We start from the raw sequence: 22,551 nt of genomic DNA on the forward strand, positions 1-22,551 counted from the left end.
GGGCCAAGCCTTTGCCGAACGGCGTGTCAGTCCAGCTCGAGCACGCGTGCGTGCAGCACCTGGCGCTGCTGCAGTGCCGCCCGCACCGCGCGGTGGAGGCCGTCCTCGAGATACAGGTCGCCCTGCCACTTCACTACGTGCGCGAACAGGTCGCCGTAGAACGTGGAGTCCTCGGCCAGGAGGGTCTCCAGGTCGAGCTGCCCCTTGGTGGTGACGAGCTGATCGAGGCGGACCGGGCGCGGCGCGACGTCCGCCCACTGCCGGGTGCTTTCCCGGCCGTGGTCGGGGTACGGCCGGCCGTTTCCGATGCGCTTGAAGATCACACGGAAAGCCTACCGGTCATGCCTCTCCGGGCGCAGCCTCCCTGCTCGGGCCGGGCGGGACAAATATGTGCAGATCCCGGTCGTTTTCGGTCAAAGTTGAGCGGATGTGGCACGGCGGAGGCGGTGGGTCCGGGGGACGCCCGCCTCCGCCGCGGGTCAGCGGGCCCGTTCGGTGGGGGGCTGCTTGGGCTCGGTCTTCTTCGGGTCCGGCTTCGGGGCGCTGCGTGCGGCCTCCGCGCGCAGGAGGGCGCGCAGGACGGCGTACGGGTCGATGGGCATGGGTGTGTTCCTCGTGTCTTGCGTTGCGCTGACGTGCCTTTCGCGGAAGCGGGCTCTGTCAGCAGCGCAGGACCACGGAACGCACGGTGAGCAGTGCGTACGGCGGCTGCGGCGGGGCGGGGAGGAGACGGTCCGCCGGGGCCGCGGGCGCGGGGGCCGGCAGGGGTGCGGGACGCAGGGGTACGGCGGTTCGGCAGACGGCGTCGGCGGGTGGCCGTACGGCGGCGTCCAGGGCGTCGTACTCGACGATCTCCATGGCTGCGACGGGCGTCGCGTGCAGCTCGGCGTGGGTGCCCGGCACCAGCAGGGCGAGCAGCAGCACGAGGCTCCGCAGCCAGACGCGGCTGCGGGGGAGGGTTCGCGCGGTGCTCACGGGGGGTCATCTCCCCGCGACATGAGAGGTGTTCATCATGTCGGCCGCGAGATCCGCCCGATCGGGGGACACGGTTGGGCCTGTTGGGTTGATCCGCCGGCCGCCCCCGGGTTCACAGGGTGCGTGGCAGCTGTCGGGTCCGGCCGCGGATGCCGAGCGCGGTGATGATTTCGACGGCGCCCACCGCGACCAGCCAGATGCCGCCGACCAGGGTGAGGACGGCGACCGACTCGAACGGGGAGTCGATCAGGACGATGCCGCCGATGAAGGTGACGATCCCGAGGAAGATCTGCCATGCGCGGGCCGGCATGTTCCGGTCGGAGGCGGCGGCCAGGGTCTGGGTGATCCCGCGGATGAGCCAGCCGATGCCGATCCACAGGGCGAGCAGCAGGATCGAGCGCATGGGGCCGCGCAGGCAGAACAGGCCGAGCAGGATCGACAGGGCGCCGCTGATGAAGGCCAGGACCCGGAGTGAGGTCGTCATGGGGGTCCCCCCGCTCGAGCGAAGCCGAGAGTGGGGAGGGTGCCGAAGGCGGAGACCAGTTGGAAGACGCCGCTGATGAGGAGGTAGACGCCGAACAGGACGCCGACCGCGAGCAGGGAGGCGCCCGGCCGGACCAGGACCAGGACGCCCAGGACCAGGGAGGTGATGCCGGTGACCAGGACGACCGCCAGGCGGCGCGGGACAGGGCGTGCAGGGGGCCCTCGAAGGGTAGTTCGGGCTCGTGCGGGCCCGGCGCGTGTCCGGCTGAGTGGACCTTGCGGTCGTCGAACGCCGAACTCGGCGGGGAACCGTTCGGTGGCTCGGTCATGCTCCATGCTCGGACCCGCCGCCAGCCCTGGGGGCCACTCGGCTGACGGTGGTTCCCCGCTACTTCCCGGCGGCCTTCGCCGCCTTCGCGGCCGCCTTCATCTCCTGCTTGTGCGCCCGCACTTTGACCAGGGACTCGGGTCCGGTGATGTCGGCGACGGAGCGGAAGGACTTCGGCTCGCCGTAAGCACCGGCCGCCTCCCTCCAGCCCTCGGGCGTGACGCCCAGCTGCTTGCCCAGCAGGGCCAGGAAGATCTGTGCCTTCTGCTTGCCGAAGCCGGGCAGTTCCTGCAGCCGGCGCAGCAGTTCGCGGCCGTCGGTGACGCCCTTCCAGACGAGCTCGGCGTTCCCGTCGTAGTGCTCGACGAGGTACTGGCACAGCTGCTGGATGCGCTTGGCCATGGAGCCGGGGTAGCGGTGCACGGCCGGCTTGTCCGAGAGCAGTGCGGCGAAGGCCTCCGGGTTCTGCGCGGCGATCTCGTGCGCGTCCAGGTCGTCGGCGCCGAGCCGGTCGGCGATGGTGCGGGGGCCCTTGAACGCCCACTCCATCGGGACCTGCTGGTCCAGCAGCATCCCGACCAGCGCGGCGAGCGGGGAACGCCCGAGGAGCTCGTCGGCCTCGGGGTCCTGGGCGAGGTGAAGGGTGACGTCCATGACCCCGATCATGCCGCGTACGGGGGCGGGGCGCCCACTGCCATCGCCCCTTCACTGCTCGCGTACGATTCCACCACGATTTACTAAGGCAAGGCTAACCTAAAGGGGCAGGGGGGTCGCAGCGTGACGACCGAGATCTACCGGGACGCCTGGGGCATCCCGCATCTGCGTGCCGGCAGCGCCCGCGAACTCGCCCGTGTCCAGGGCCTGGTGACCGCCCGCGACCGGGCCTGGCAGCTGGAGGTCGAGCGGCACCGTGCGCAGGGCACCTCGGCGTCCTTCCTCGGTGCCGAGGCCCTGTACTGGGACGTCTTCGCGCGCCGCGCCCGCCTCGACGACACCGCCCGGCGCTGCTGGGCGGCCCTGGAGGAGCGGGACCCCGAGACTGCCGGGTGGGTGCGGGCCTACGTCGACGGCGTGAACGACGGGCTGGCGGTCCCCGCTGCCCCCGAGTTCGCGCGCGTCGGTCTGGCTCCCGGCCGCTGGGAGCCCTGGACCCCGCTCGGCGTCTGGCTGGCCACGCACATCCTCTTCGCCGGATTTCCCGCCAAGTTGTGGCGCGAGGAGGCCGTGCGGCACCTGGGTGAGGAGGCCGTCGGGCTGTTCGCCGTCGACGGGCCCGGCAGCTCCGGCAGCAACGGCTGGCTGGTGAGCGGGGAGCGCACCACCACCGGGCACGCGGTCATCGCGGGCGACCCGCACCGCTTCGTGGAGGACCCCGGTGTCTACCAGCAGATCCACCTGGCCTGCCCCGAGTTCGACGTGGTCGGCCTCGCCGTCCCCGGCATCCCCGGCATCGCCCACTTCGGCCACACCGGCACCGTCGCCTGGGCCATCACCAACGCCATGGCCGACTACCAGGACCTGTACCGCGAGCGGCTGCGGCGCACCGGCGCGGGCGTACAGGCCCTCGGCCCGGACGGCGTCTGGCACCGGGCCGCCCGACACACGGAGACCGTCGAGGTGGCCGGCGAGGAGCCCGTCGAGGTCGAGGTGATCGAGACGGAGCGGGGGCCGGTGATCGCCGGGGGACCGGAGGGCCTGGACGGCACCGCGCCCACCCCGCTGGCACTCGCCCTGCGCTACCCGCCCCGCGTCACCGCCGACCTCGGCTTCGGCGCCCTGCTCCCGCTTCTGCGCGCCCGGAGCGTCGGTGACGTGGACCGTGCCGTCGACCTGTGGGCCGAGCCCGTCAACGTCGTCCAGGCCGCCGACACCGAGGGCGGTCTGCTGCACCGGGTCGCGGGCCGGGTGCCGGTTCGGGCGGAGGCCAACGGCACGCGGCTGGTGCCCGCCTGGGAGCCGGGGCACGAATGGCGGGGCTGGCACGAGATGCCGCGCGCCGCCGAACTGCCCGACGGAATCGCCGTGATGGCCAACCAGCGCGGTCTCGCCACCCCGCTCGGCGTCGAGTTCGCCCCGCCCCACCGCGCCGGGCGCATCGCCGCGCTGCTGCGGGAGAAGGACCACTGGTCGCCCGGTGACATGCCCGCCGTCCACATGGACACCCACCTCGCCTCCGCCGGGCCCCTGCTGGACCACCTGGCGGCCCTGGACGCCCTGTCCCCCGAGGCCGCCGCCCTGCGCGACCGCCTTCTGCGCTGGGACCGCCGTATGGACGCGACCAGCACGGACGCGGCGGTCTACGCGGCGGTGCGCGGCGCGGTCGTACGGCAGCTCGCGGCGCATCCGGCGTTCGCGGCGCTGACCGCCCCGCCCGCCTACCCCGAGGTCTTCCTCCCCTGGCTCGCCCTGCTCCCCCGCATCGGCTTCGCGCTCGAACACCTGCTGCGGGCCGAGGAGTTGTACGGCGCCGACCGTCCGGCGGCCGTCCGGGCGGCCCTGGAAGAGGTGGCCGAACAACCGCCCGCCGGCACCTGGGGCGAGACCCACCGCCTCGCCCCCTGGCGGGCGCTGGCCAGCACCTCGTACGACGAACCCGGTCTGTCCGGCGACCACGACTGCGTGTTGTGCACCTCGGCCGTTCCCGGGCTGACGGATCTGGCCGCGCGAGGGCCGGCCGCCCGCTATGTGTGGAACCTGGCGCGGCGTGAGGACAGCCTGTGGGTGGTGCCGTTCGGGGCCTCGGGCATTCCCGGGTCGGCCCATCACCGTGACCAACTCCCCTTGTGGACCGAGGGGGATCTCGTCCCGGTCGTCACCGACTTCGACCGGCTCACCAAGGAGAGCGATGTCTGACGTCCACGAGGAAGCCGTCGGCGGGTTCGGCACCGTCCGGATCCGTCCCCTCGATCCGTCCGCCGACGCCGAGGTCGTCCACCGCTGGGTGAGTGAGGAACGGGCCCTGTTCTGGGGCATGAACGGCCTCGCTCGGGACCAAGTGGCCGAGATCTACGCCCACATGGCCACCCTCGACACCCACCACGCCTTCCTCCTCACCAAGGACGGCGAACCGGTCGCCCTGCTGCAGACCTACGAGCCGGAGGCCGACCGCGTGAGCGAGTGCTACGAGGTGCGGGACGGCGACATCGGCATCCATGTCCTTCTCGCGCCCGCCGGTCCGGGTGGTGCGCGGCCCGGCTGGACGGCGGCGCTCTTCGGCGTCATCACCTCCTATGTGCTGAAGGGCCCGGGCCGTCGCCGCGTCGTGGTCGATCCCGACGTACGGAATGGGAAGGCCGTCGCGCGTTTCCTGCGGCAGGGGTTCGTGGCCGGGCCGGTGGTCGTGCTGCCGGAGATCGATCTCCCGGACGTGTACCTGCCCGAGAAGAAGGCCCAACTGGCGTTTCTGGAGCGGAGGTAGCCTGCCCGGGTGACTCCCGAAGACCTCATCGCGCACTACGGACTGGAGCCGATCCCGCGTGAGGGCGGTCTGTTCCGCCGCACGTGGGCGGGGCCCGAGCAAGCAGACGGGCGGCCGGAAGGCACGGCGATCGTCGCCCTCCTCACCCCGGACGACTTCTCCGCCCTGCACCGCCTGCCCGCCGACGAGATCTGGCACTTCTACCTCGGCGACCCGCTCGAACTGCTGCTCCTCGCCCCCGACGGCACGTCCTCCACGGCCGTCCTCGGACCGGACGTCCTGGGCGGACAGCACCCGCAGCTCACCGTCCCCGCCGGGACCTGGATGGGCGGGCGGACCCTCGGGGCGTGGTCGTTCTTCGGGTGCACGATGGCTCCCGGCTTCACCTACGAGGGCTACGAGCACGGGGACGCGGCCGAGCTCACGGCGCGGTATCCCGCGCGGGCCGCCCGGATTGCGGAACTGTGCCGCCCATGAGGTTGCTCGAAGGACAGGTCGCCCTGGTCACCGGGGCGAGCGGCGGCATCGGCCGCGGTGTCGCGCTGCGGTTCGCGGAGGAGGGCGCGGCGGTCGCCGTGCACTGCCGTACGGCGGTGGAGGCGGCGCACGAGGTGGCGGGCCGGGTGCGGGAGTCGGGTGCTCGGGCCGTCGTGGTGCAGGGCGATCTCACCGACGAGGACGCTTGTGCGCGGGTGGTGGGGGAGGCCGCCGAGTGGGGTGGCGGGCTGGACGCGCTGGTCAACAACGCCGGCGTGCAGCCGGTCCGGGAGCTGCCCGGGATGACGGCCGCCGAGTGGCGGGCGGTCGTGGACGCCAACCTGTCGAGCGTCTTCGCCTGTACGCAGGCCGCCGCCGAGGTCATGCGGGAGCGCGGGGGTTCGGTGACGCACATCGCCTCCATCGAGGGGCGGCAGCCCGCGCCCTCGCACGCGCACTACAGCGCCTCCAAGGCCGCCGTCGTGATGCACGCGCGGTCGGCGGCCCTGGAGTACGGGGCGTACGGCATCCGCGTCAACAGCGTCTCGCCCGGGCTGATCGATCGGGAAGGGCTGACGGAGGCATGGCCGGAGGGGGTCGGGCGGTGGCATGCGGCGGCACCGCTCGGACGCCTGGGGCGGCCCGAGGACGTGGGGGACGCGTGCGTGTTCCTGGCCTCGCGGCTCGCGTCCTGGGTGACCGGGCACGATCTGGTGGTGGACGGAGGGGTGTCCGCCCGGCCCACGTGGTGAGTACACGAGGGCTCGCGTCCGTACGTATCCGGAAGGTGGCAAGGCGACGACGGAGAGACGACGTGGGGTGTGACGGTGCAGACAGCGGACGGCGAGGGCGCCAGGGTCTCCGCCGACCCGGCGGACGGCGGGGACTTCAAGGGCTGGTGCTGCTGGGCGCCGTGCTGGTCCTGCTCGTCCTCGGCGGCGCGGGACCCGCGTCGGCCCACGCGGCCCTCAAGTCCACCGACCCCGAGGACGGAAGCGTCCTCAAGTCCGCCCCCCGTTCCATCACCCTGACCTTCACCGAGTCCGTCGGCCTGCTCGACGACTCCTTCCGCGTCCTGGACCCCGACAACCGGCGCGTGCACATCGGCGAGGCCGAGCACGCGAAGGGCCGCTCCGACACGGCGAGCGTGACCCTGCCGAAGAAGCTCGCCAAGGGCACGTACGTGGTGGCCTGGCGGGTCGTCTCCGCGGACAGCCACCCGGTGGGCGGCGCGTTCACCTTCTCCGTCGGCAAAGCCTCCGCGACGGTCGCCTCGGTCGACACCGGCCCGGTCGAGAACCCGGCCACCGCCAGCCTCTACAACATCGCCCGCTACCTGGCCTACCTGGCGGTGGCCCTGGTCGTCGGTGCCGCTGCCTTCGTCGCCCTGTGCCGCCCGGCAGACCGCGGCCCGCTCCGGAAACCCCTGGTGGCGGGCTGGTGGGTCCTGTTGGGTTCGACCCTGGCCCTGCTGGTGCTGCGCGCCCCGTACGAGACCGGCACGGGCCCGGCGACCGCCTTCGACTCCGCCGCCTTCACCCGCACCCTCACCGGCCGACCAGGGCTGGCCCTGCTGGCCCGGCTCGCCCTGCTGCTGATCGCCGCCGTTTTCGCCGTACGACTGAGCAAACGCGACGCATGGCCGCGCCCGCTCCTCGCCGCCGGTACCGCCCTCGCCGTCGCCCTCGCGCTCACCTGGGCCGCCTCCGAGCACGCCTCCGCGGGCATCCAGGTGCCCGTGGCGATGGTGTCCTCGGTGCTGCACCTGCTGGCCATGGCGGTCTGGCTCGGCGGTCTCACGACCCTGCTGATCCTGCTCTACCGCACCGAGCTCGCCCCGGCCGCCGTGGCCCGCTTCTCCCGGATCGCCTTCGTCTCCGTGACCGTCCTGGTCGGCACCGGCGTCTACCAGTCCTGGCGGGGCCTGGGCTCCTGGGACGCGCTCACCGGGACGACGTACGGGCGCCTGCTGGTCGCCAAGCTGGCCGCGGTGGTGCTGCTGCTGACGGCCGCGGGGTTCTCGCGGCGCTGGACGGCGCGGCTGGTGACCGTGGACGCCGAGACGGTCGTACGGGAACGGGTGCCGGAGACCGTCGGAGGGCCGCCCGCGAGCGGTCCGAAGGAGCCGGTCGTCCCGGGCGCCGGGAGCGCGAGCCGGCGCAACCTGCGCCGCAGTGTGCTCGCCGAAGTCGCCGTCGGTGTCGTGGTGCTGGTGATCACGACCGTGCTCAGCAGCACGCTGCCGGGGCGTGCGGCCGCCGAGGCGGCTCAGGCGCCCACGACGGCCGCCGGACTGCCCGCCGCTTCGGTCACCACGATCCCGTTCGAGGTCGGCCGTGCGCGCGGCAAGGTGCAGATCACCCTCGACCCGGGCCGCGTCGGCGACAACACCGTGCAGGCGGTGGTCTTCGGGCCCGACGGCGGCATCGTCACCGTCCCCGAGCTGCGGCTCTCCCTCACCCTGCCGGCCCAGAAGATCGGTCCGCTGGACGCGAAACTGACTGACCAGGGCGGCTACTGGGGCACGAATTCCGTCACGCTCCCCATCGCCGGGACCTGGACGATGAAGGCCACGGTCAGGACCTCCGAGATCGACCAGGTCAGTGTGACGAAGTCGGTCCGCATCTCCGGCTAGCGACGACGCGAAACCGGCATTTAGTCTCAACCCCGGCCGGCATCGTTCGATCACTCGGACGGAAACGATCACGAACGTGTCGGTTACGTTTCCACAAAGGTCCCTGACGGCTCTTGACGCATGACCGGACAAAGGGCTGATATAAGCGCCACGATGTTCGGTCGAGTTGATTTATGGTCGGTTTCGACTTTTTTCGACGTGGCGTAGTTGTGGCCGAACCCCTGCCCTCAGGAGCCGTACATGGACCTCTCCCCCTCGGGTCTCTCCCTCCCCGCGACGAGCCGTCGCAGTCTGCTGCGCGGTGTCGGTGGCGCCGCCCTTGTGGCGGGTGCCGGGATACCGCTGCTGTCCGCCTGCGGCAGCAGCAGCAGTTCGTCGGACCCCAAGACCGTCAGTGTCGGCTCCAACGACTCGGACGCGGTGCCGAAGAAGGCGTACGCGGCCGTGTACGCGGACTTCAAGAAGCAGTCCGGCATCACCGCCAAGGTGAACACGAAGGACCACAACACCTTCCAGGAGCAGATCAACTCCTACCTGCAGGGCACCCCGGACGACGTGTTCAAGTGGTTCGCCGGCTACCGCATGCAGTTCTTCGCGGCCAAGAACCTCGCCTCGCCGATCGACGACGTGTGGGAGAAGATCGGGGGCAACTTCCCCGACGCGATGAAGAAGCTGTCCAAGGGCGCGGACGGCAAGTACTACTTCGTGCCGATGACCACGTACCCGTGGGCGATCTTCTACCGCAAGAGCGTCTTCGCCAAGCACGGCTACAAGGTCCCCACCACCTGGGACGAACTGGTCGCCCTGTGCAAGCAGATGAAGAAGGACGGCCTGGTGCCGATCGCGTTCGGCGACAAGGACGCCTGGCCGGCCATGGGCACCTTCGACCAGATCAACTTCCGGCTCAACGGCTACGACTTCCACGTCGAGCTGATGGCCGGCAAGGCCGCCTGGACCGACGCCAAGGTCAAGGCCGTCTTCGACCACTGGGCCGAGATCCTGCCCTACCACCAGGACGGCTTCATGGGCCGCACCTGGCAGGACGCCGCGCAGACCCTGGTCTCCAAGAAGGCCGGCATGTACCTGCTGGGCACCTTCGTGGCGCAGCAGTTCACCAACAAGGCCGACCTGGACGACCTCGACTTCTTCGCCTTCCCGGAGATCAACTCCGCGTACGGGCAGGACACGGTGGAGGCCCCCACCGACGGCTTCATGGTCTCCAAGTCCCCCAAGAACCACGACGGGGTCGTCAAGCTGCTGGAGTACCTCGGCTCCCCGGCCGCCGAGGAGCTGTACCTCAAGGGCGACCCGAGCGTGGTGGCCGCCTCCAACAAGGCCTCCACCGCCGCCTACTCGACGCTGCAGAAGAAGGCGTTCGAGATGATCGGCAGCGCCAAGAGCCTGACCCAGTTCATGGACCGCGACTCCCGCCCGGACTTCACCTCCACGGTGATGCAGCCCGGCCTGCAGAAGTTCCTCCAGAACCCCAAGGGCGTCGACAGCCTGCTGTCCTCGATCGAACGCCAGAAGAAGACGATCTTCGCGTCCTGATGAGCCCCGACACCACCACGAAGACCCCGGAGGCGGCCGCCGCGCCGCCTCCGGGGCCCGCGCCTGTCAAGCAGCGGATTCCGCAGGGGCACAAGCGCCTGCTGACCCGCCGCGACCGCATCACGCTCGCCTTCATGGCCGGCGTGCCCACCGTCCTGCACGTGGCCCTCGTCTGGGTCACCGCCATCGCCTCCATCTTCCTGGCCTTCACCAGCTGGGACGGCATCGGCTTCGACTCGATCAAGTGGGTCGGCCTGGACAACTTCCATCAGTTGTTCACCGACAACCCGCAGTTCTGGCCGGCCGTCCAGCACAACATCATCTGGTTCGTGGTGCTCATCCTGATCCCCACGCCGATGGGCCTGTTCCTGGCCGTCCAGCTGGACAAGAAGATCCGCTTCAGCCGGGTCTACCAGACCGCGTTCTTCCTCCCGGTCGTGGTCTCGCTGGCGGTCACCGGGTTCGTGTGGCAGCTGGTCTACAACCCCGACACCGGCCTGATCAACAGCCTGATCGGCGCCAACAAGCCCGGCCACTACATCGACTGGATCGGCAACCCGGACCTCAACCTGTGGGCGGTGCTGATCGCCGCGTCCTGGCGGCACACCGGCTACATGATGATCCTCTACCTGGCCGGCCTGAAGGGCGTCGACCCCTCCCTGCGCGAGGCGTCCGCCCTGGACGGCGCGAACGAGTGGCAGACGTTCAAGAACGTCATCTTCCCCACCCTGCGCCCGACCAACACGGTCGTGCTGGTGGTCACCATCATCGAGGCGCTGCGCGCCTTCGACCTGGTCTTCGTCTTCAACAAGGGCGCTCAGGGCACCGAGTTGCTGTCGATCCTGATCACCAACAACATCATCGGCGAGTCCAGCCGGATCGGCTACGGCTCCGCCATCGCCGTCGTCCTGCTGGTCATCTCCCTCGCGGTCATCATCCCCTACCTGATCGCTACCTTCCGGAAGGAGCGGCGCGCATGAGCACGGCTGTCATCGCGAAGAAGCGCACTCCGGTCCGCCCCGCCCGGATCCTGCTGCACACGTTTCTCGTGGTCACCTCGCTGGCCTGGCTCGCCCCGCTGCTGTGGGCGGTCTTCGCCGCGCTGCGGCCCTACAGCGAGACCAGCAACAAGGGCTACGTGTCCTGGCCGGACAAGCTGAACTTCGACAACTTCAAGAACGCCTTCGTGCAGTCGGACATGCTGCACTACTTCGGCAACACGCTGATCATCGCGGTGCCGGCCGTACTGATCACGCTGCTGCTGTCGTCGATGGTCGCCTTCTACGTCAGCCGCTTCGACTTCCGCCTCAACATCTTCCTGCTGCTCGTCTTCACCGCCGGCAACCTCCTGCCGCAGCAGGTCATCATCACCCCGCTGTACCGGATGTACCTGCTCATCGACCTGCCCGGCATCACCATGAGCGGCAAGCTGTACGACTCCGCGCTCGGCCTGGTCCTCATCCACGTCGCCTTCCAGTCCGGCTTCTGCGCCTTCGTGCTCAGCAACTACATGCGGATGCTGCCGCACGAACTGACCGAGGCCGCCCTCGTCGACGGCGCCTCCGTGTGGCGCATGTACTGGCAGATCGTGCTGCCGCTGTGCAAGCCGGCCATGGCCGCCCTGGCCACCCTGCTGTCCATCTGGATCTACAACGACTTCTTCTGGGCGATCGTGCTGATCTCCACCGGCGAGAACATGCCGATCACCTCCGCCCTGAACAACCTCTCCGGCCAGTACTTCACCGACCCCAACCTGGTCGCCGCGGGCGCCCTGCTGACCGCGATCCCCACCCTGATCGTGTACTTCGTGCTGCAACGGCAGTTCGTCAGCGGCCTCACCCTCGGCGCCAACAAGGGCTGACCGGTCCGCAAGAGCTGAACAGCCCTTTCTCGAAAGCTCCTTGAAAGAGAACCACCGTGCCCCACCCCTTCACGCCCGTCGCCTCCGTGCCCGTGGACCCGGTCAACGCCCGTGTCCACGAGGAGGGCTGGCAGTCCTGGAGCCCCAGCGGCGCCTACGCCCTCGGCGACAGGCCGTACCGCCCGACCAACGACAACTGGGCGACGGTGTGTTACCGGCCCGGAGTCACCGTCCCCGAGGGCGCCTTCCAGGGCGAGGGACTGCTGGCCCTGGACCCGGGCGACGGGTCACCGGTCCGTCTGTGGGCGGCGGCCGAGCCCACCAGCGCGGTGCCGTCGATCCGCCTGCTCGTGACGGAGGGCGTGGCGGAGGTCACCGCCGACGGGCCGGTGAAGGAGTGGACCGGCGCCGACATTCAGTCGGTGCTGGCCGACTGGGCCGCCGCGCTCGGGCCGGCGGGCCCGCGCCCGGCGCCCACCGTCTGGTGCTCCTGGTACGAGTACTTCACGAACGTCACCGAGGACGACATCCACGAGAACCTCCGTGCGATGGACACGCTCGACCTGCCCGTCGACGTCGTACAGATCGACGACGGCTACCAGTCCGCCCTCGGCGACTGGCTCACCCTCTCGGGCCGTTTCCGCTCCCGAGAGGGCATCGCGGACGCCATCCGGGCCCGGGGCAGAAGGGCCGGCATCTGGACGGCCCCCTTCCTGGTCGACCCGGCGAGCGAGCTGGCCACCGAGCACCCCGACTGGCTGGTCCGCGACGCCGACGGCGGCTTCACGCACGCCGGCCGCAACTGGGGCCACGACCTGCGCGTCCTGGACACCACCCACCCGGAGGCGGCGGCCTACCTGACGGACGTCTTCCGCACCCTGCGCGCCGAGGGCTACGACTACTTCAAGGTCGACTTCCTGTACGCGGGCGCGCTGGACGGCGTACGGCATGAGTCGGTGGACGCGCTGACCGCGTACCGCGAGGGCATTCGGCTGATCCGGAACGCCATCGGACCGGACTCGTACCTGCTGGGCTGCGGTGCGCCCATCCTTCCCTCCATCGGACTGTTCGACGCGATGCGCGTCAGCCCCGACACGGCCCCGCACCGCCGTCCCGAGGCCGACGACCACAGCCAACCCGGCCAGGACCCGGCCGAGTTCACCGGCGTCGGACGCCAGTGGCAGCACGGCCGCCTGTGGGTCAACGACCCCGACTGCCTGATGGCCCGCCCGGCCGTCGAGACGCGCGAGCGCTGGGCGGCACACGTGGAGGCGACCGGCGGCCTGATGGCCTCCAGCGACCGCCTGCTGTCGCTGGACGAGTGGGGCGTGGAGACAACTCGCCGCCTTCTCTCGGGGGTCGGCCGATGACCACCCGCGCCCTGAAGGTTCCGGGCATCGCGTACGGCGGCGACTACAACCCCGAGCAGTGGCCCGAGGAGGTCTGGGCCGAGGACATGCGGCTGATGGCCGAGGCCGGGGTCACCATGGTCAGCGTCAACATCTTCTCCTGGGCGCTGCTGGAGCCGTCCGAGGGCGCGTACGACTTCTCGCGCCTCGACCGCATCCTCGACCTGCTCCACGCCCACGGGATCGCCGCCGACCTGGCGACCCCGACGGCCGCGCCGCCCGCCTGGTTCTTCGTCGAGCACCCGGACGCGCTGCCGGTGGACAAGGACGGCCGGCGACTGTCGTACGGCAGCCGTCAGACGTTCTGCCCGTCGAGCCCCGCCTACCGCGAGGCGGCCCTGCGGATGGTCGGCGAACTGGCGCGGCGCTACGCCGACCACCCGGCGGTCGTGATGTGGCACGTCCACAACGAGTACGGCTGCCACAACGCCGAGTGCTACTGCGACGTGAGCGCGGAGGCGTTCCGCGCCTGGCTCCAGGACCGGTACGCGAGCCTGGACGCACTCAACCACGCCTGGGGCACCACCTTCTGGAGCCAGTGGTACTACGACTGGGACCAGATCCTGCCCCCGCGCGCCACGGGCGCGGTCCCGAACCCGACGCACCAGCTGGACTGGCGCCGCTTCTGCAGCGACGCACTGCTGTCCCTGTACGAGGCGGAGCGCGACGTGCTCCGGGAGGCGGCACCGTCGACCCCCGCCACCACCAACTTCATGGTGATGTACAACTTCGACGCCCTCGACTACTGGCGCTGGGCCCCGCAGCTGGACATCGTCTCCAACGACCACTACCTCCAGTCCGCCGACCCGGAGTCGCAGATCGACATCGCGCTCAGCGGCGACCTCGTACGCTCCCTCGCCGGCGGCCCCTGGCTGCTGATGGAGCACTCGACAGGTGCGGTCAACTGGCAGCCGGTCAACCGGGCCAAGACGGCAGGGGAGTTGCGGCGCAACGCTCTCGGCCATGTGGCGCGCGGCGCCGACGGCATCGCCTACTTCCAGTGGCGGGCGGCCAAGGCGGGCGCCGAGCAGTGGCACTCGGCGATGCTCCCGCACGCCGGAACCGACAGCCGGATCTGGCGGGACGTCGTCCAACTGGGCGCGGACCTGCGCGCGTTGGAGGAGGTGCGCGGCAGCGTCGGTGCCGCCGAGGTGGCGATCGTCTGGGACTGGAACGCCCGCTGGGCGATGGAGCTCCCGTCCCAGCCGAGCGGCGAACTGCACTTCCAGGACCTGGTCAGGGCCTGGTACGAGCCGCTGTGGCGCGCGGGCGTCGCCGTGGACTTCGTCCGCCCGGACTCGGACCTGTCGTCGTACCGTCTGGTCCTGGCTCCCTCCGTGTATCTGATCGACGACGAGGGCGCGGCGAACCTCACGGGCTTCGCGGAGCGCGGCGGCACGCTGGCCGTCGGCTTCCACAGCGGCATGGTCGACGCGAACTGCCATGTGCGGCTGGGCGGTTACCCGGGGGCCTTCCGGGAGGCACTCGGCGTGCGCACGGACGAGCTCTTCCCGCTGCTGCCGGGCGAGTCGGTGGGCCTGACCGGCGGTGGTACGGGCGTCCTGTGGTCGGAGCGGGTGCGGCTGGCGGGCGCCGAGGCGGTGGCCTCGTACACCGACGGACCGCTGAGCGGCGTACCCGCCGTGACGCGCAACTCCCATGGTGCGGGCTCCACTTGGTACCTGGCCACCCAACCCGACCCGGCCACCCTCGCCGGCCTGCTGGACCTGATCCGCCGCGACGCGGGCGTCGAGCCGGTGCGCAAGGCACCCGAGGGCGTCGAGGTGGCGCTGCGGAGGGGAGCCGAGGCCGACTACCTCTTCCTCATCAACCACGCCGGGCGGGATGCCGCGGTCCCGGTGGCTCCGGGGGCGGTCGAACTGCTCACGGGGAAGCCGGTCGCCGGGTCGGTGACCGTCGCGGCGGGCGAGGTGGCGGTCGTGCGGGAGCCCCGGCAGGGCTGAGTGGCCGGGCGGACCCGGGCGTGCTGTCCTGGGTGACATGCCTGAGCTGCCGGACGTCGAGGGATTCCGCCGGGTGCTCGAGTCCTGCGCGAAGGGCAGGGTCGTCCGGCGGGTCGAGGTGCGTGACGCGGGCGTCCTGCACGGGGTGAGCCCGCGCCGTCTGCGCGACGCGCTGGAGGGCCGGCGGTTCACGGAGCCCGAGCGGCACGGGAAGTGGCTGCTCGCGCACACCGGCGGCCCCACCCTCCTGCTGCACTTCGGCATGACCGGCCTGCTGCTCTGCGCCCGCCCCGAGGACGCGGTCGAACCCCACGACCGCGTCCTGTTCACCCTGGGCGCCGGCCGTCAGCTCCGCTACCGCGACCAGCGCAAACTCCGGGGCTTGTGGCTGGCCGACGACGAGACGGACGTCGCACGGCTGCTCGACGACCAGGGCCCGGACGCGCTGGCGGTCGACCGGGCGGAGTTCGAGACGGCACTCCACGCACGCCGCGGCCGCGTCAAGACCGTCCTCACCGACCAGTCCGTCCTGGCCGGACTCGGCAACCTGCTGGCCGACGAGATCCTGTGGCGGTCCGGGCTCGACCCCTCCCACCGGGCGAGCGACCTCACCGAGGCCGAACTCAGCCGCCTCTACACACACATGCGGCGCACCCTGCGCTCCGCGGTCACCGCGGGCCGCGTCCCGCCCCGCAACTCCTGGCTCACCGGCCACCGCGACGCCCCCGACCCGACCTGCCCACGCTGCGGCACCCACCTGCGACGGTCCCGTATGGCGGGGCGCGGGACGGTGTGGTGTCCGCGGTGCCAGGGGGACGGGGGCTGACGTACGTGATGCGGCTCACGTGAGATCTCCCCGCCACCGCTCCGAACCGAGAACACCGAAGGGCCCGAACCGCTCTGCGGCTCGGGCCCTTGTGATGGCGGAGGATACGAGATTCGAACTCGTGAGGGGTTGCCCCCAACACGCTTTCCAAGCGTGCGCCCTAGGCCTCTAGGCGAATCCTCCGCCGGAAACATTACATGACGTCGGAGGGTGCTAGCGAACTCGTTCGGGCGCCCGGCGATCAGGTAGGCTGGGGCTCAGCCCCTCACGCGGCGCTATCTGACTGAACTCCCCCAGGGCCGGAAGGCAGCAAGGGTAGGTCGGCTCTGGCGGGTGCGTGGGGGGTCTTCTCATGCCCGGACGCCGTCGGTGCCGCCGCCGGGGACAGCTCCCGCCGATGCGGGTGCAGGAAGATCCGCTCGTCGCCGTAGACCGCAAGCGGGATCAGGGCCAGACCGCCCAGCCAGTTCCAGTTCGTGCTGCCGTTTCCATGAAGTACCTGTCAACAAACGCTTACGTTTCTTCCGTCGGACGTCCCGGCATCGGGGCGGTCCGCGTTGTCAGTGGGCGCCTATAACCTCGTAGGCGTGTCGTCTCTCGCGCTGTACCGCCGCTATCGCCCGGAGTCGTTCGCCGAGGTCATCGGGCAGGAGCATGTAACCGACCCGCTGCAGCAGGCGCTGCGCAACAACCGGGTCAATCACGCGTACCTGTTCAGCGGGCCGCGCGGATGCGGCAAGACGACGAGCGCGCGCATCCTGGCCCGCTGCCTGAACTGCGAACAGGGCCCTACGCCGACACCGTGCGGGGAGTGCCAGTCCTGCCGTGACCTGGCGCGCAACGGACCCGGTTCGATCGACGTCATCGAGATCGACGCCGCTTCGCACGGTGGCGTGGACGACGCACGTGAGCTGCGCGAGAAGGCCTTCTTCGGGCCAGCCGCCAGCCGCTACAAGATCTACATCATCGACGAGGCCCACATGGTCACGTCGGCCGGTTTCAACGCCCTGCTGAAGGTCGTCGAGGAGCCCCCGGAGCACCTCAAGTTCATCTTCGCCACGACCGAGCCCGAGAAGGTCATCGGGACGATCCGCTCCCGGACGCACCACTACCCCTTCCGGCTCGTGCCCCCGGGGACCCTGCGCGAATACCTCGGCGAGGTGTGCGGGCGGGAGAACATCCCCGTCGAGGAGGGCGTGCTCCCGCTGGTCGTGCGCGCGGGAGCGGGCTCCGTGCGTGACTCCATGTCCGTCATGGACCAGCTGCTCGCCGGAGCGCGGGAGGAGGGTGTGACGTATGCCATGGCCACATCCCTCCTCGGCTACACGGACGGTTCGCTGCTCGACTCCGTGGTCGAGTCGTTCGCGACCGGTGACGGCGCCGCGGCCTTCGAGGTCGTCGACCGCGTCATCGAGGGGGGCAACGACCCGCGCCGCTTCGTCGCCGACCTCCTGGAGCGACTGCGCGACCTGGTGATCCTCGCCGCGGTGCCGGACGCCGCGGACAAGGGGCTCATCGACGCCCCGGCCGATGTCGTCGAGCGCATGCAGGCCCAGGCGGGCACCTTCGGCGCGGCCGAGCTCAGCCGCGCCGCCGACCTCGTCAACGAGGGCCTGACCGAGATGCGCGGCGCCAACTCGCCCCGCCTCCAGCTCGAGCTGATCTGCGCGCGCGTGCTGCTGCCGGCCGCATACGGGGACGAGCGCTCGGTGATGGCCCGCCTGGACCGCATCGAGCGGGGCGTGAACTTCTCCGGGGGCGGCGGCATGCCCGCGATGGGGTACGCGCCGGGTCCCGAGGCCCACGGGGGAGCGATGCCCGGTCCGGCCGGTGGCTCGGGCGGCGGGCAGGTTCCACCGGGCGGCGGCCCCGCTGCGGCACGGGCTGCGGTACGGGGCTCGGGAGCGCCGTCGGCAGGTACGCCAACCGCTGGTGCTGGCGTCGGCACAGCGGCGCCGGTCGGCCCGGGAACACCCACGGCCGCCGCACCCCCGACCACCCCCGCAGAGCCTGCCGCACCGGTCGCCCCACCACCGCCCGCTGCCCCGGCCTCCCCCGCTCCCGCCCCGACTCAGGCCCCGGCCGCCCCCGGCGCCTGGCCCACCGCGGCCTCAGCAGGCAGCGGCCGACGCCCCGGCGGCTGGCCCACGGCAACACCGGCAGGCGCCGGCCAGCCTCCGGCCGCGCCCAGCGCACCGGCACCCGCACCGGGACCCGCGCCCACCCCGACCCCCACCCCCGCCCCGCAGGCGGCGGCGTCCGCGTCCCCGGCCCCCACGTACGCGCCCCCGAGCGGCGGCCTCGACCCCCGCATGCTCTGGCCGAACATTCTGGAGGCGGTCAAGAACCGCCGCCGCTTCACCTGGATCCTGCTCAGCCAGAACGCCCAGGTGGCCGGCTTCGACGGCACGACCCTGCAACTGGGCTTCGTGAACGCGGGCGCCCGCGACAACTTCGCGAGCAGCGGCAGCGAGGACGTACTGAAGCAGGCGCTGGCCGAGCAGTTCAGCGTCCAGTGGAAGATCGAGGCGATCGTCGACCCGTCGGGCGGCTCCGCCCCTCCGCCCCCGGGCGGCCCCTCCGGCTTCAACGGCGGCCAGGGCGGAGGCGGCACGACCGGCTACGGCGGCGGCGCCCCCGGCGGATACGGATCGGCTGCGCCCGCCCAGCGTCCCGCGTCTCCCCAGCCCACGCCCACGACACCCACGCCGCCCCCGTCAGCCTCGGCGCCCCCGATCACCCCGGCCCCCGCACCCCGGCCCACGGCCCCCGAGCCCCCCGCCCACGTCTCCATCGAGGACGACATCCCCGAGGACGACGACCCCGACCTCAACGAATCGGCCCTCTCCGGGTACGAACTGATCGTGCGGGAGCTGGGGGCGACGGTGATGGAGGAGTTCACCAACGAGTAAGGGGGTTCGGCCGGGCAACGGTTCGTCCGGGCAAAGCCACTTCCTCACGCCGGTCCGCATCACTCAGGGACGCCGGTCCGCATCACTCAGGGCGCGGTTTGGAGGAACGCACAGCTCACCAACCCCCGGCCCCTCGGAACCCCGCACAAAAACCCCGTTAGGCTGACCCCCGTGAAGGTCCTCGTCATCGGCAGCGGCGCCCGCGAACACGCCCTGTGCCACTCCCTGTCCCTCGATCCCGACGTCACCGCGCTGCACTGCGCCCCAGGCAACGCCGGCATCGCCGGGGTCGCCGAGCTGCACCAGGTCGACGCCCTGGACGGCAAAGCCGTATCCGCGCTGGCCGCGGAACTCGGCGCCGACCTCGTGGTCGTGGGCCCGGAGGCACCCCTGGTCGCCGGGGTCGCCGACGCCGTGCGCGAGGCGGGCATCCCCGTCTTCGGCCCCTCCCAGGAGGCCGCGCAGATCGAGGGCTCCAAGGCCTTCGCGAAGGACGTGATGGCCGGGGCCGGTGTCCCCACCGCCCGCTCCTACGTCTGCACGAACCCCGCCGAGGTCGAAGAGGCCCTCGACGCCTTCGGCGCCCCCTACGTCGTCAAGGACGACGGCCTCGCCGCCGGCAAGGGCGTGGTCGTCACCGCCGATCTCGAGGCGGCCAAGGCGCACGCCAACTCCTGCGAGCGTGTCGTCATCGAGGAGTTCCTCGACGGTCCCGAGGTCTCCCTCTTCGCCATCACCGACGGCGAGACGGTCGTCCCGCTCCAGCCCGCCCAGGACTTCAAGCGGGCCCTCGACGGCGACGAGGGCCCGAACACCGGCGGCATGGGCGCGTACTCTCCGCTCCCGTGGGCCGACCCGAAGTTGGTCGAGGAGGTCATGCAGACCGTCCTCCAGCCGACCGTCGACGAGATGCGCCGCCGCGGCACCCCCTTCTCCGGCCTGCTCTACGCCGGTCTTGCGATCACCTCGCGCGGCGTACGGGTCATCGAGTTCAACGCCCGCTTCGGCGACCCCGAGACCCAGGTGGTCCTCGCCCGTCTGAAGACCCCGCTGGCCGGCGTCCTGCTCGCCGCCGCGAACGGCACCCTCGCCGACCTGGAACCGCTGCGCTGGAGCGACGACGCCGCGGTCACCGTGGTCGTCGCCTCGCACAACTACCCCGGCACCCCGCGCACCGGCGACCCGATCACCGGCCTCGACGAGGTGGCCGCCGAGGACGCCCCGCACGCGTACGTACTGCACGCGGGCACCAAGCACGACGGCGACGCGATCGTCAGCGCCGGCGGCCGCGTCCTGTCCGTCACGGCCATCGGCAAGGACCTCGCCAAGGCCCGTGACCGCGCGTACCGGGCCGTCTCCCGTATCCGCCTGGACGGCTCCCAGCACCGCACGGACATCGCCGCGAAGGCGGCCGACGCCTGACCGCCCGGCCGCTCGGATGAACCGCACAGGCCCCGGATCCGTCTTCGGATCCGGGGCCTGAATGCTGCGCCCACCTCCGAGAACCCGCATGAGAACCCGAGTCAAGAACAGAGGCCTGATCTTCGCATTCCGTCATGCACCTCTGACCAAAGCCATTCCATCGAGTGAGCGCTGCCCCATACGGCTGACGGGGCTCAAGGCCCCAACTAGGGTGCGGCGCAAGCGGTCCGGCACTTGGCCCACCGGCATTGCGATGTCAGTGGCGGGTGCCACAGTGGGGGAGTGAGCAACGCCAGGAGAGCCGGGCAGTCAGTACAGCTGGGGAGGGGGTGAGGACCGGTCGTGACCGGTACCGGTATGGGTGTGGAAGCAGGTGCGCAGGCAGCGCGCTCCAGGGCTCTCGCCGTGCTGCGCATCCGCAGCCGGGCGCTGGCCGTGGCCCTGCTGCCCGCGGCAGCCGCCGTGATCCTGCTGGCCGGTGGTTCCACGGACCACCTGGTGGGCCCGTTCTGGCATGCCGCCCGCTGGGTCCTGACCCCGCTGGCCATTCTCGTGCTGCTCGCCGCCGGCGCCATCGCCCTGGTCGTGGCCCGCGCCCGCCCCGCGGTGAGCCCGACGGTCCCGATCGCCGAGGAGGCGGCCCCGGACCTGTACCGGATGGTGCGCGACCTCGCAGACCGCCTCGACGTCCCCGCCCCGTCCGCGATAGCGCTCACCCCGGACTGCGACAGCTGGCTGGAGGACCGCACCCACCCGGCCCACGGCCCGCCCCCGCCCGAGAACCGCGACGAGATAGCGGGCGCACGGACCGGGCACCGCCGGGCGACCGCGGCACCCGTCCTGGTCATCGGCTCCCCGTTCCTGTGGTGGATGCGCGTCGGCGAACTGCGCGCGGTCCTCGCCCCGGTCGTCGCCGGTACGGGCCCCTCGGCGCACCCGGACATAGCCGCGGCCCGCCGTTTCGTACGGGGCCTGGACGCGGCGGTGGCCGTCGCCGCCACGCCCGGCCGCTGCCCGCTGACCCGCGCGGTGTGCGCGGGCGTCGGCTGGGTGGCCCGACTGCTGCTGCGCAGCTGCCGGGAGCACGCGGGCCAGATGGAGCGCGGGGTCGCGGCCGCGGCCGCCGAGCGTGCACAGGCTGTGGACTACGGTCTGCGGATCGTCGCCCAGGAGCAGGTGGGCCTGGCCTACGCCGGCTGGGACCGCCTCCTGACCCGCGTCGCGCTCCCCGCCTGGCGGATGGGCCGCTGGCCCTCGCGCCTGGACGCGGGAGTGGTGGCGGCCCTGACCGAGCTGTCCCGCCGCGACCGCCTGGCCGAGGGCTTCGCCTCCCGCCTGGGCGAGCGCCCCGCCTGCGATCTGCTCGAGGAGCCCGGCACGGTGGACGAGGCGGCCTCGCTCCTCGCCGCCCGCCTCTTCCACGGCGGTCCCGCCGAGCCGGGCCGCGACTGGTCCCCGGTGGACTGGGACGAGTACCCGGAAGAGGTCGTCGACCGCAAATGGCGCACCGACGCGGCCCGCCTCCACCGAGTCCTGGACACCCTGGGCGTGAGCCGCACCGCCGACCGGACGACCCCCACCCCCGACGGCCCGACCCTGTCCCGGATCCTCGACCACCTCTCGGCCGCCGACACGACCGGGCTCGCCCCCGCCACGCCGGAGAGCGAACCCGCAGCCGCCGACGGCGAGGAAGCCGCACAGAGGCCACCCGCATCCGACGACGAAAGCGTCACGGGTGGTGCGGATGCGATCACAATCGATGCCGAAGGCGAAGCCGAGGCGGAGAACGAACGAGTCGGCACCCTCGCCGCAGCCCTCACCACCGCACTCGCCCGCGAGGAACGCGAGGAAGCCGCCGCCACCCCCACCGAGCGACCCGCCCCCGACCCCACCCCCTGGGACGACACGACGCTCCCGCTCTTCCCGCTCCAACCACCCCGCACGGCCCGCGAGTTGCTGACCGACCACGTCACCGCGATGGTCTGCTGCGCCGCCATGGACACCGCAGGCGCAACCCCCGGTCTCGACTGGCTCGACGGCCCGTCCCTCCTCGTCAACGGAGAACGCGCCGCAGACCTGACCCCCCGGATCCTCAGCCTTGTGGAAGACGGAGACCCGGCCCCTCTCCGCACCTGGCTCCGCAAGTCCGGCATACGCCCGGAGAAGCCGGTACGGCTGGTCTGACGGCGCCTCGGACCGCCGTAGCGAAAGCCCCGTACCGAAAGCCCGTACCGCAAACCGTTCCGGAGCCCCTGATTCCACTTTCGGCCAATTCGCAACGAATAGTGAC

Annotated in this window: 18 protein-coding genes, 1 tRNA gene, 1 other RNA gene and 1 pseudogene; 15 read left to right on the forward strand and 6 right to left on the reverse strand. The window is 71.6% G+C overall.

The window, feature by feature from the left end; translation table 11 throughout:
- Nucleotides 1-26: 26 nt before the first annotated feature.
- The 5 genes and pseudogenes from ABZ880_RS39780 to ABZ880_RS39800 form a co-directional block, all read right to left on the reverse strand.
- Nucleotides 27-323: a type II toxin-antitoxin system VapB family antitoxin gene (locus ABZ880_RS39780; RefSeq protein WP_003999914.1), complete on the reverse strand. Its 297-nt coding sequence runs from the start codon at nucleotides 321-323 to the stop codon at nucleotides 27-29.
- A 156-nt stretch (nucleotides 324-479) separates the two neighbouring features.
- Nucleotides 480-602 (reverse strand): hypothetical protein, encoded by a 123-nt coding sequence (locus ABZ880_RS39785; RefSeq protein WP_361273759.1) that lies wholly within the window; start codon nucleotides 600-602, stop codon nucleotides 480-482.
- A gap of 58 nt (nucleotides 603-660) precedes the next feature.
- The gene (locus ABZ880_RS39790; protein WP_361273761.1) at nucleotides 661-975 is read right to left on the reverse strand and encodes a hypothetical protein; all 315 of its coding nucleotides are present in this window, start codon (nucleotides 973-975) and stop codon (nucleotides 661-663) included.
- 112 nt (nucleotides 976-1,087) lie between these two features.
- Nucleotides 1,088-1,787, reverse strand: a pseudogene (locus ABZ880_RS39795) (HdeD family acid-resistance protein).
- A gap of 59 nt (nucleotides 1,788-1,846) precedes the next feature.
- Nucleotides 1,847-2,440, reverse strand: a complete 594-nt coding sequence (locus ABZ880_RS39800; RefSeq protein ID WP_361273764.1) for an HhH-GPD-type base excision DNA repair protein — start codon at nucleotides 2,438-2,440, stop codon at nucleotides 1,847-1,849.
- 123 nt (nucleotides 2,441-2,563) lie between these two features.
- Between ABZ880_RS39800 and ABZ880_RS39805 the strand changes: the two genes are divergently transcribed.
- The 11 genes from ABZ880_RS39805 to ABZ880_RS39855 all read left to right on the forward strand — a co-directional run bounded on the left by ABZ880_RS39805 (nucleotide 2,564) and on the right by ABZ880_RS39855 (nucleotide 15,927).
- Nucleotides 2,564-4,639, forward strand: coding sequence for a penicillin acylase family protein (locus tag ABZ880_RS39805; protein WP_361273766.1), 2,076 nt, complete (start codon nucleotides 2,564-2,566; stop codon nucleotides 4,637-4,639).
- Nucleotides 4,632-5,204: a GNAT family N-acetyltransferase gene (locus ABZ880_RS39810; RefSeq protein ID WP_361273769.1), complete on the forward strand. Its 573-nt coding sequence runs from the start codon at nucleotides 4,632-4,634 to the stop codon at nucleotides 5,202-5,204. Before ABZ880_RS39805 ends, ABZ880_RS39810 begins: the two co-directional genes overlap by 8 nt.
- 9 nt (nucleotides 5,205-5,213) lie before the next feature.
- Nucleotides 5,214-5,681: a cupin domain-containing protein gene (locus ABZ880_RS39815; protein ID WP_361273771.1), complete on the forward strand. Its 468-nt coding sequence runs from the start codon at nucleotides 5,214-5,216 to the stop codon at nucleotides 5,679-5,681.
- Nucleotides 5,678-6,433 carry an SDR family NAD(P)-dependent oxidoreductase gene (locus ABZ880_RS39820; RefSeq protein ID WP_361273774.1) on the forward strand — a complete coding sequence of 252 codons (756 nt, stop codon included), beginning with the start codon at nucleotides 5,678-5,680 and terminating at the stop codon, nucleotides 6,431-6,433. Before ABZ880_RS39815 ends, ABZ880_RS39820 begins: the two co-directional genes overlap by 4 nt.
- Before the next feature lie 146 nt (nucleotides 6,434-6,579).
- Nucleotides 6,580-8,316, forward strand: coding sequence for a copper resistance protein CopC (locus tag ABZ880_RS39825; protein ID WP_361273776.1), 1,737 nt, complete (start codon nucleotides 6,580-6,582; stop codon nucleotides 8,314-8,316).
- 240 nt (nucleotides 8,317-8,556) lie between these two features.
- Nucleotides 8,557-9,867: an extracellular solute-binding protein gene (locus tag ABZ880_RS39830; RefSeq protein ID WP_361273779.1), complete on the forward strand. Its 1,311-nt coding sequence runs from the start codon at nucleotides 8,557-8,559 to the stop codon at nucleotides 9,865-9,867.
- The gene (locus ABZ880_RS39835) at nucleotides 9,867-10,847 is read left to right on the forward strand and encodes a sugar ABC transporter permease (protein WP_361273782.1); all 981 of its coding nucleotides are present in this window, start codon (nucleotides 9,867-9,869) and stop codon (nucleotides 10,845-10,847) included. The genes ABZ880_RS39830 and ABZ880_RS39835 overlap by 1 nt, the downstream gene beginning before the upstream one ends.
- On the forward strand, nucleotides 10,844-11,728 hold the full coding sequence (locus tag ABZ880_RS39840; RefSeq protein ID WP_361273785.1) for a carbohydrate ABC transporter permease: 885 nt from the start codon (nucleotides 10,844-10,846) through the stop codon (nucleotides 11,726-11,728). Before ABZ880_RS39835 ends, ABZ880_RS39840 begins: the two co-directional genes overlap by 4 nt.
- A 56-nt stretch (nucleotides 11,729-11,784) precedes the next feature.
- The gene (locus ABZ880_RS39845; protein WP_361273788.1) at nucleotides 11,785-13,098 is read left to right on the forward strand and encodes a glycoside hydrolase family 36 protein; all 1,314 of its coding nucleotides are present in this window, start codon (nucleotides 11,785-11,787) and stop codon (nucleotides 13,096-13,098) included.
- Nucleotides 13,095-15,101, forward strand: coding sequence for a beta-galactosidase (locus tag ABZ880_RS39850; protein WP_361273791.1), 2,007 nt, complete (start codon nucleotides 13,095-13,097; stop codon nucleotides 15,099-15,101). The genes ABZ880_RS39845 and ABZ880_RS39850 overlap by 4 nt, the downstream gene beginning before the upstream one ends.
- 37 nt (nucleotides 15,102-15,138) lie before the next feature.
- A complete protein-coding gene (locus ABZ880_RS39855) occupies nucleotides 15,139-15,927 on the forward strand; it encodes a DNA-formamidopyrimidine glycosylase family protein (protein WP_361273793.1) in 789 nt (262 codons plus the stop codon).
- Between the two features lie 95 nt (nucleotides 15,928-16,022).
- On the opposite strand, the gene ABZ880_RS39860 is transcribed toward ABZ880_RS39855, so the two are convergent.
- Nucleotides 16,023-16,110, reverse strand: a tRNA-Ser gene (locus ABZ880_RS39860).
- Nucleotides 16,111-16,183: 73 nt separating this feature from the next.
- Between ABZ880_RS39860 and ffs the strand changes: the two genes are divergently transcribed.
- The 4 genes from ffs to ABZ880_RS39880 all read left to right on the forward strand — a co-directional run bounded on the left by ffs (nucleotide 16,184) and on the right by ABZ880_RS39880 (nucleotide 22,445).
- An RNA gene (ffs, locus tag ABZ880_RS39865) (signal recognition particle sRNA small type) lies at nucleotides 16,184-16,280 on the forward strand.
- Nucleotides 16,281-16,514: 234 nt separating this feature from the next.
- A complete protein-coding gene (locus ABZ880_RS39870; protein WP_361273796.1) occupies nucleotides 16,515-18,839 on the forward strand; it encodes a DNA polymerase III subunit gamma and tau in 2,325 nt (774 codons plus the stop codon).
- 171 nt (nucleotides 18,840-19,010) lie between these two features.
- Nucleotides 19,011-20,261, forward strand: a complete 1,251-nt coding sequence (gene purD, locus ABZ880_RS39875; protein WP_361273798.1) for a phosphoribosylamine--glycine ligase — start codon at nucleotides 19,011-19,013, stop codon at nucleotides 20,259-20,261.
- A gap of 357 nt (nucleotides 20,262-20,618) precedes the next feature.
- Nucleotides 20,619-22,445 (forward strand): hypothetical protein, encoded by a 1,827-nt coding sequence (locus ABZ880_RS39880; RefSeq protein ID WP_361273955.1) that lies wholly within the window; start codon nucleotides 20,619-20,621, stop codon nucleotides 22,443-22,445.
- Nucleotides 22,446-22,551: the final 106 nt, after the last annotated feature.

This window comes from Streptomyces sp. NPDC047043, from assembly GCF_040644055.1.
GTDB lineage: Bacteria > Actinomycetota > Actinomycetes > Streptomycetales > Streptomycetaceae > Streptomyces.

Coding starts and splice junctions, on each gene's coding strand:
- ABZ880_RS39880 (WP_361273955.1), top strand. CDS start 20,619: ATGGGTGTGGAAGCAGGTGCGCAGGCAGCGCGCTCCAGGGCTCTCGCC.
- ABZ880_RS39800 (WP_361273764.1), bottom strand. CDS start 2,440: ATGGACGTCACCCTTCACCTCGCCCAGGACCCCGAGGCCGACGAGCTC.
- ABZ880_RS39830 (WP_361273779.1), top strand. CDS start 8,557: ATGGACCTCTCCCCCTCGGGTCTCTCCCTCCCCGCGACGAGCCGTCGC.
- ABZ880_RS39835 (WP_361273782.1), top strand. CDS start 9,867: ATGAGCCCCGACACCACCACGAAGACCCCGGAGGCGGCCGCCGCGCCG.
- ABZ880_RS39820 (WP_361273774.1), top strand. CDS start 5,678: ATGAGGTTGCTCGAAGGACAGGTCGCCCTGGTCACCGGGGCGAGCGGC.
- ABZ880_RS39850 (WP_361273791.1), top strand. CDS start 13,095: ATGACCACCCGCGCCCTGAAGGTTCCGGGCATCGCGTACGGCGGCGAC.
- ABZ880_RS39855 (WP_361273793.1), top strand. CDS start 15,139: ATGCCTGAGCTGCCGGACGTCGAGGGATTCCGCCGGGTGCTCGAGTCC.
- ABZ880_RS39785 (WP_361273759.1), bottom strand. CDS start 602: ATGCCCATCGACCCGTACGCCGTCCTGCGCGCCCTCCTGCGCGCGGAG.
- ABZ880_RS39840 (WP_361273785.1), top strand. CDS start 10,844: ATGAGCACGGCTGTCATCGCGAAGAAGCGCACTCCGGTCCGCCCCGCC.
- ABZ880_RS39810 (WP_361273769.1), top strand. CDS start 4,632: ATGTCTGACGTCCACGAGGAAGCCGTCGGCGGGTTCGGCACCGTCCGG.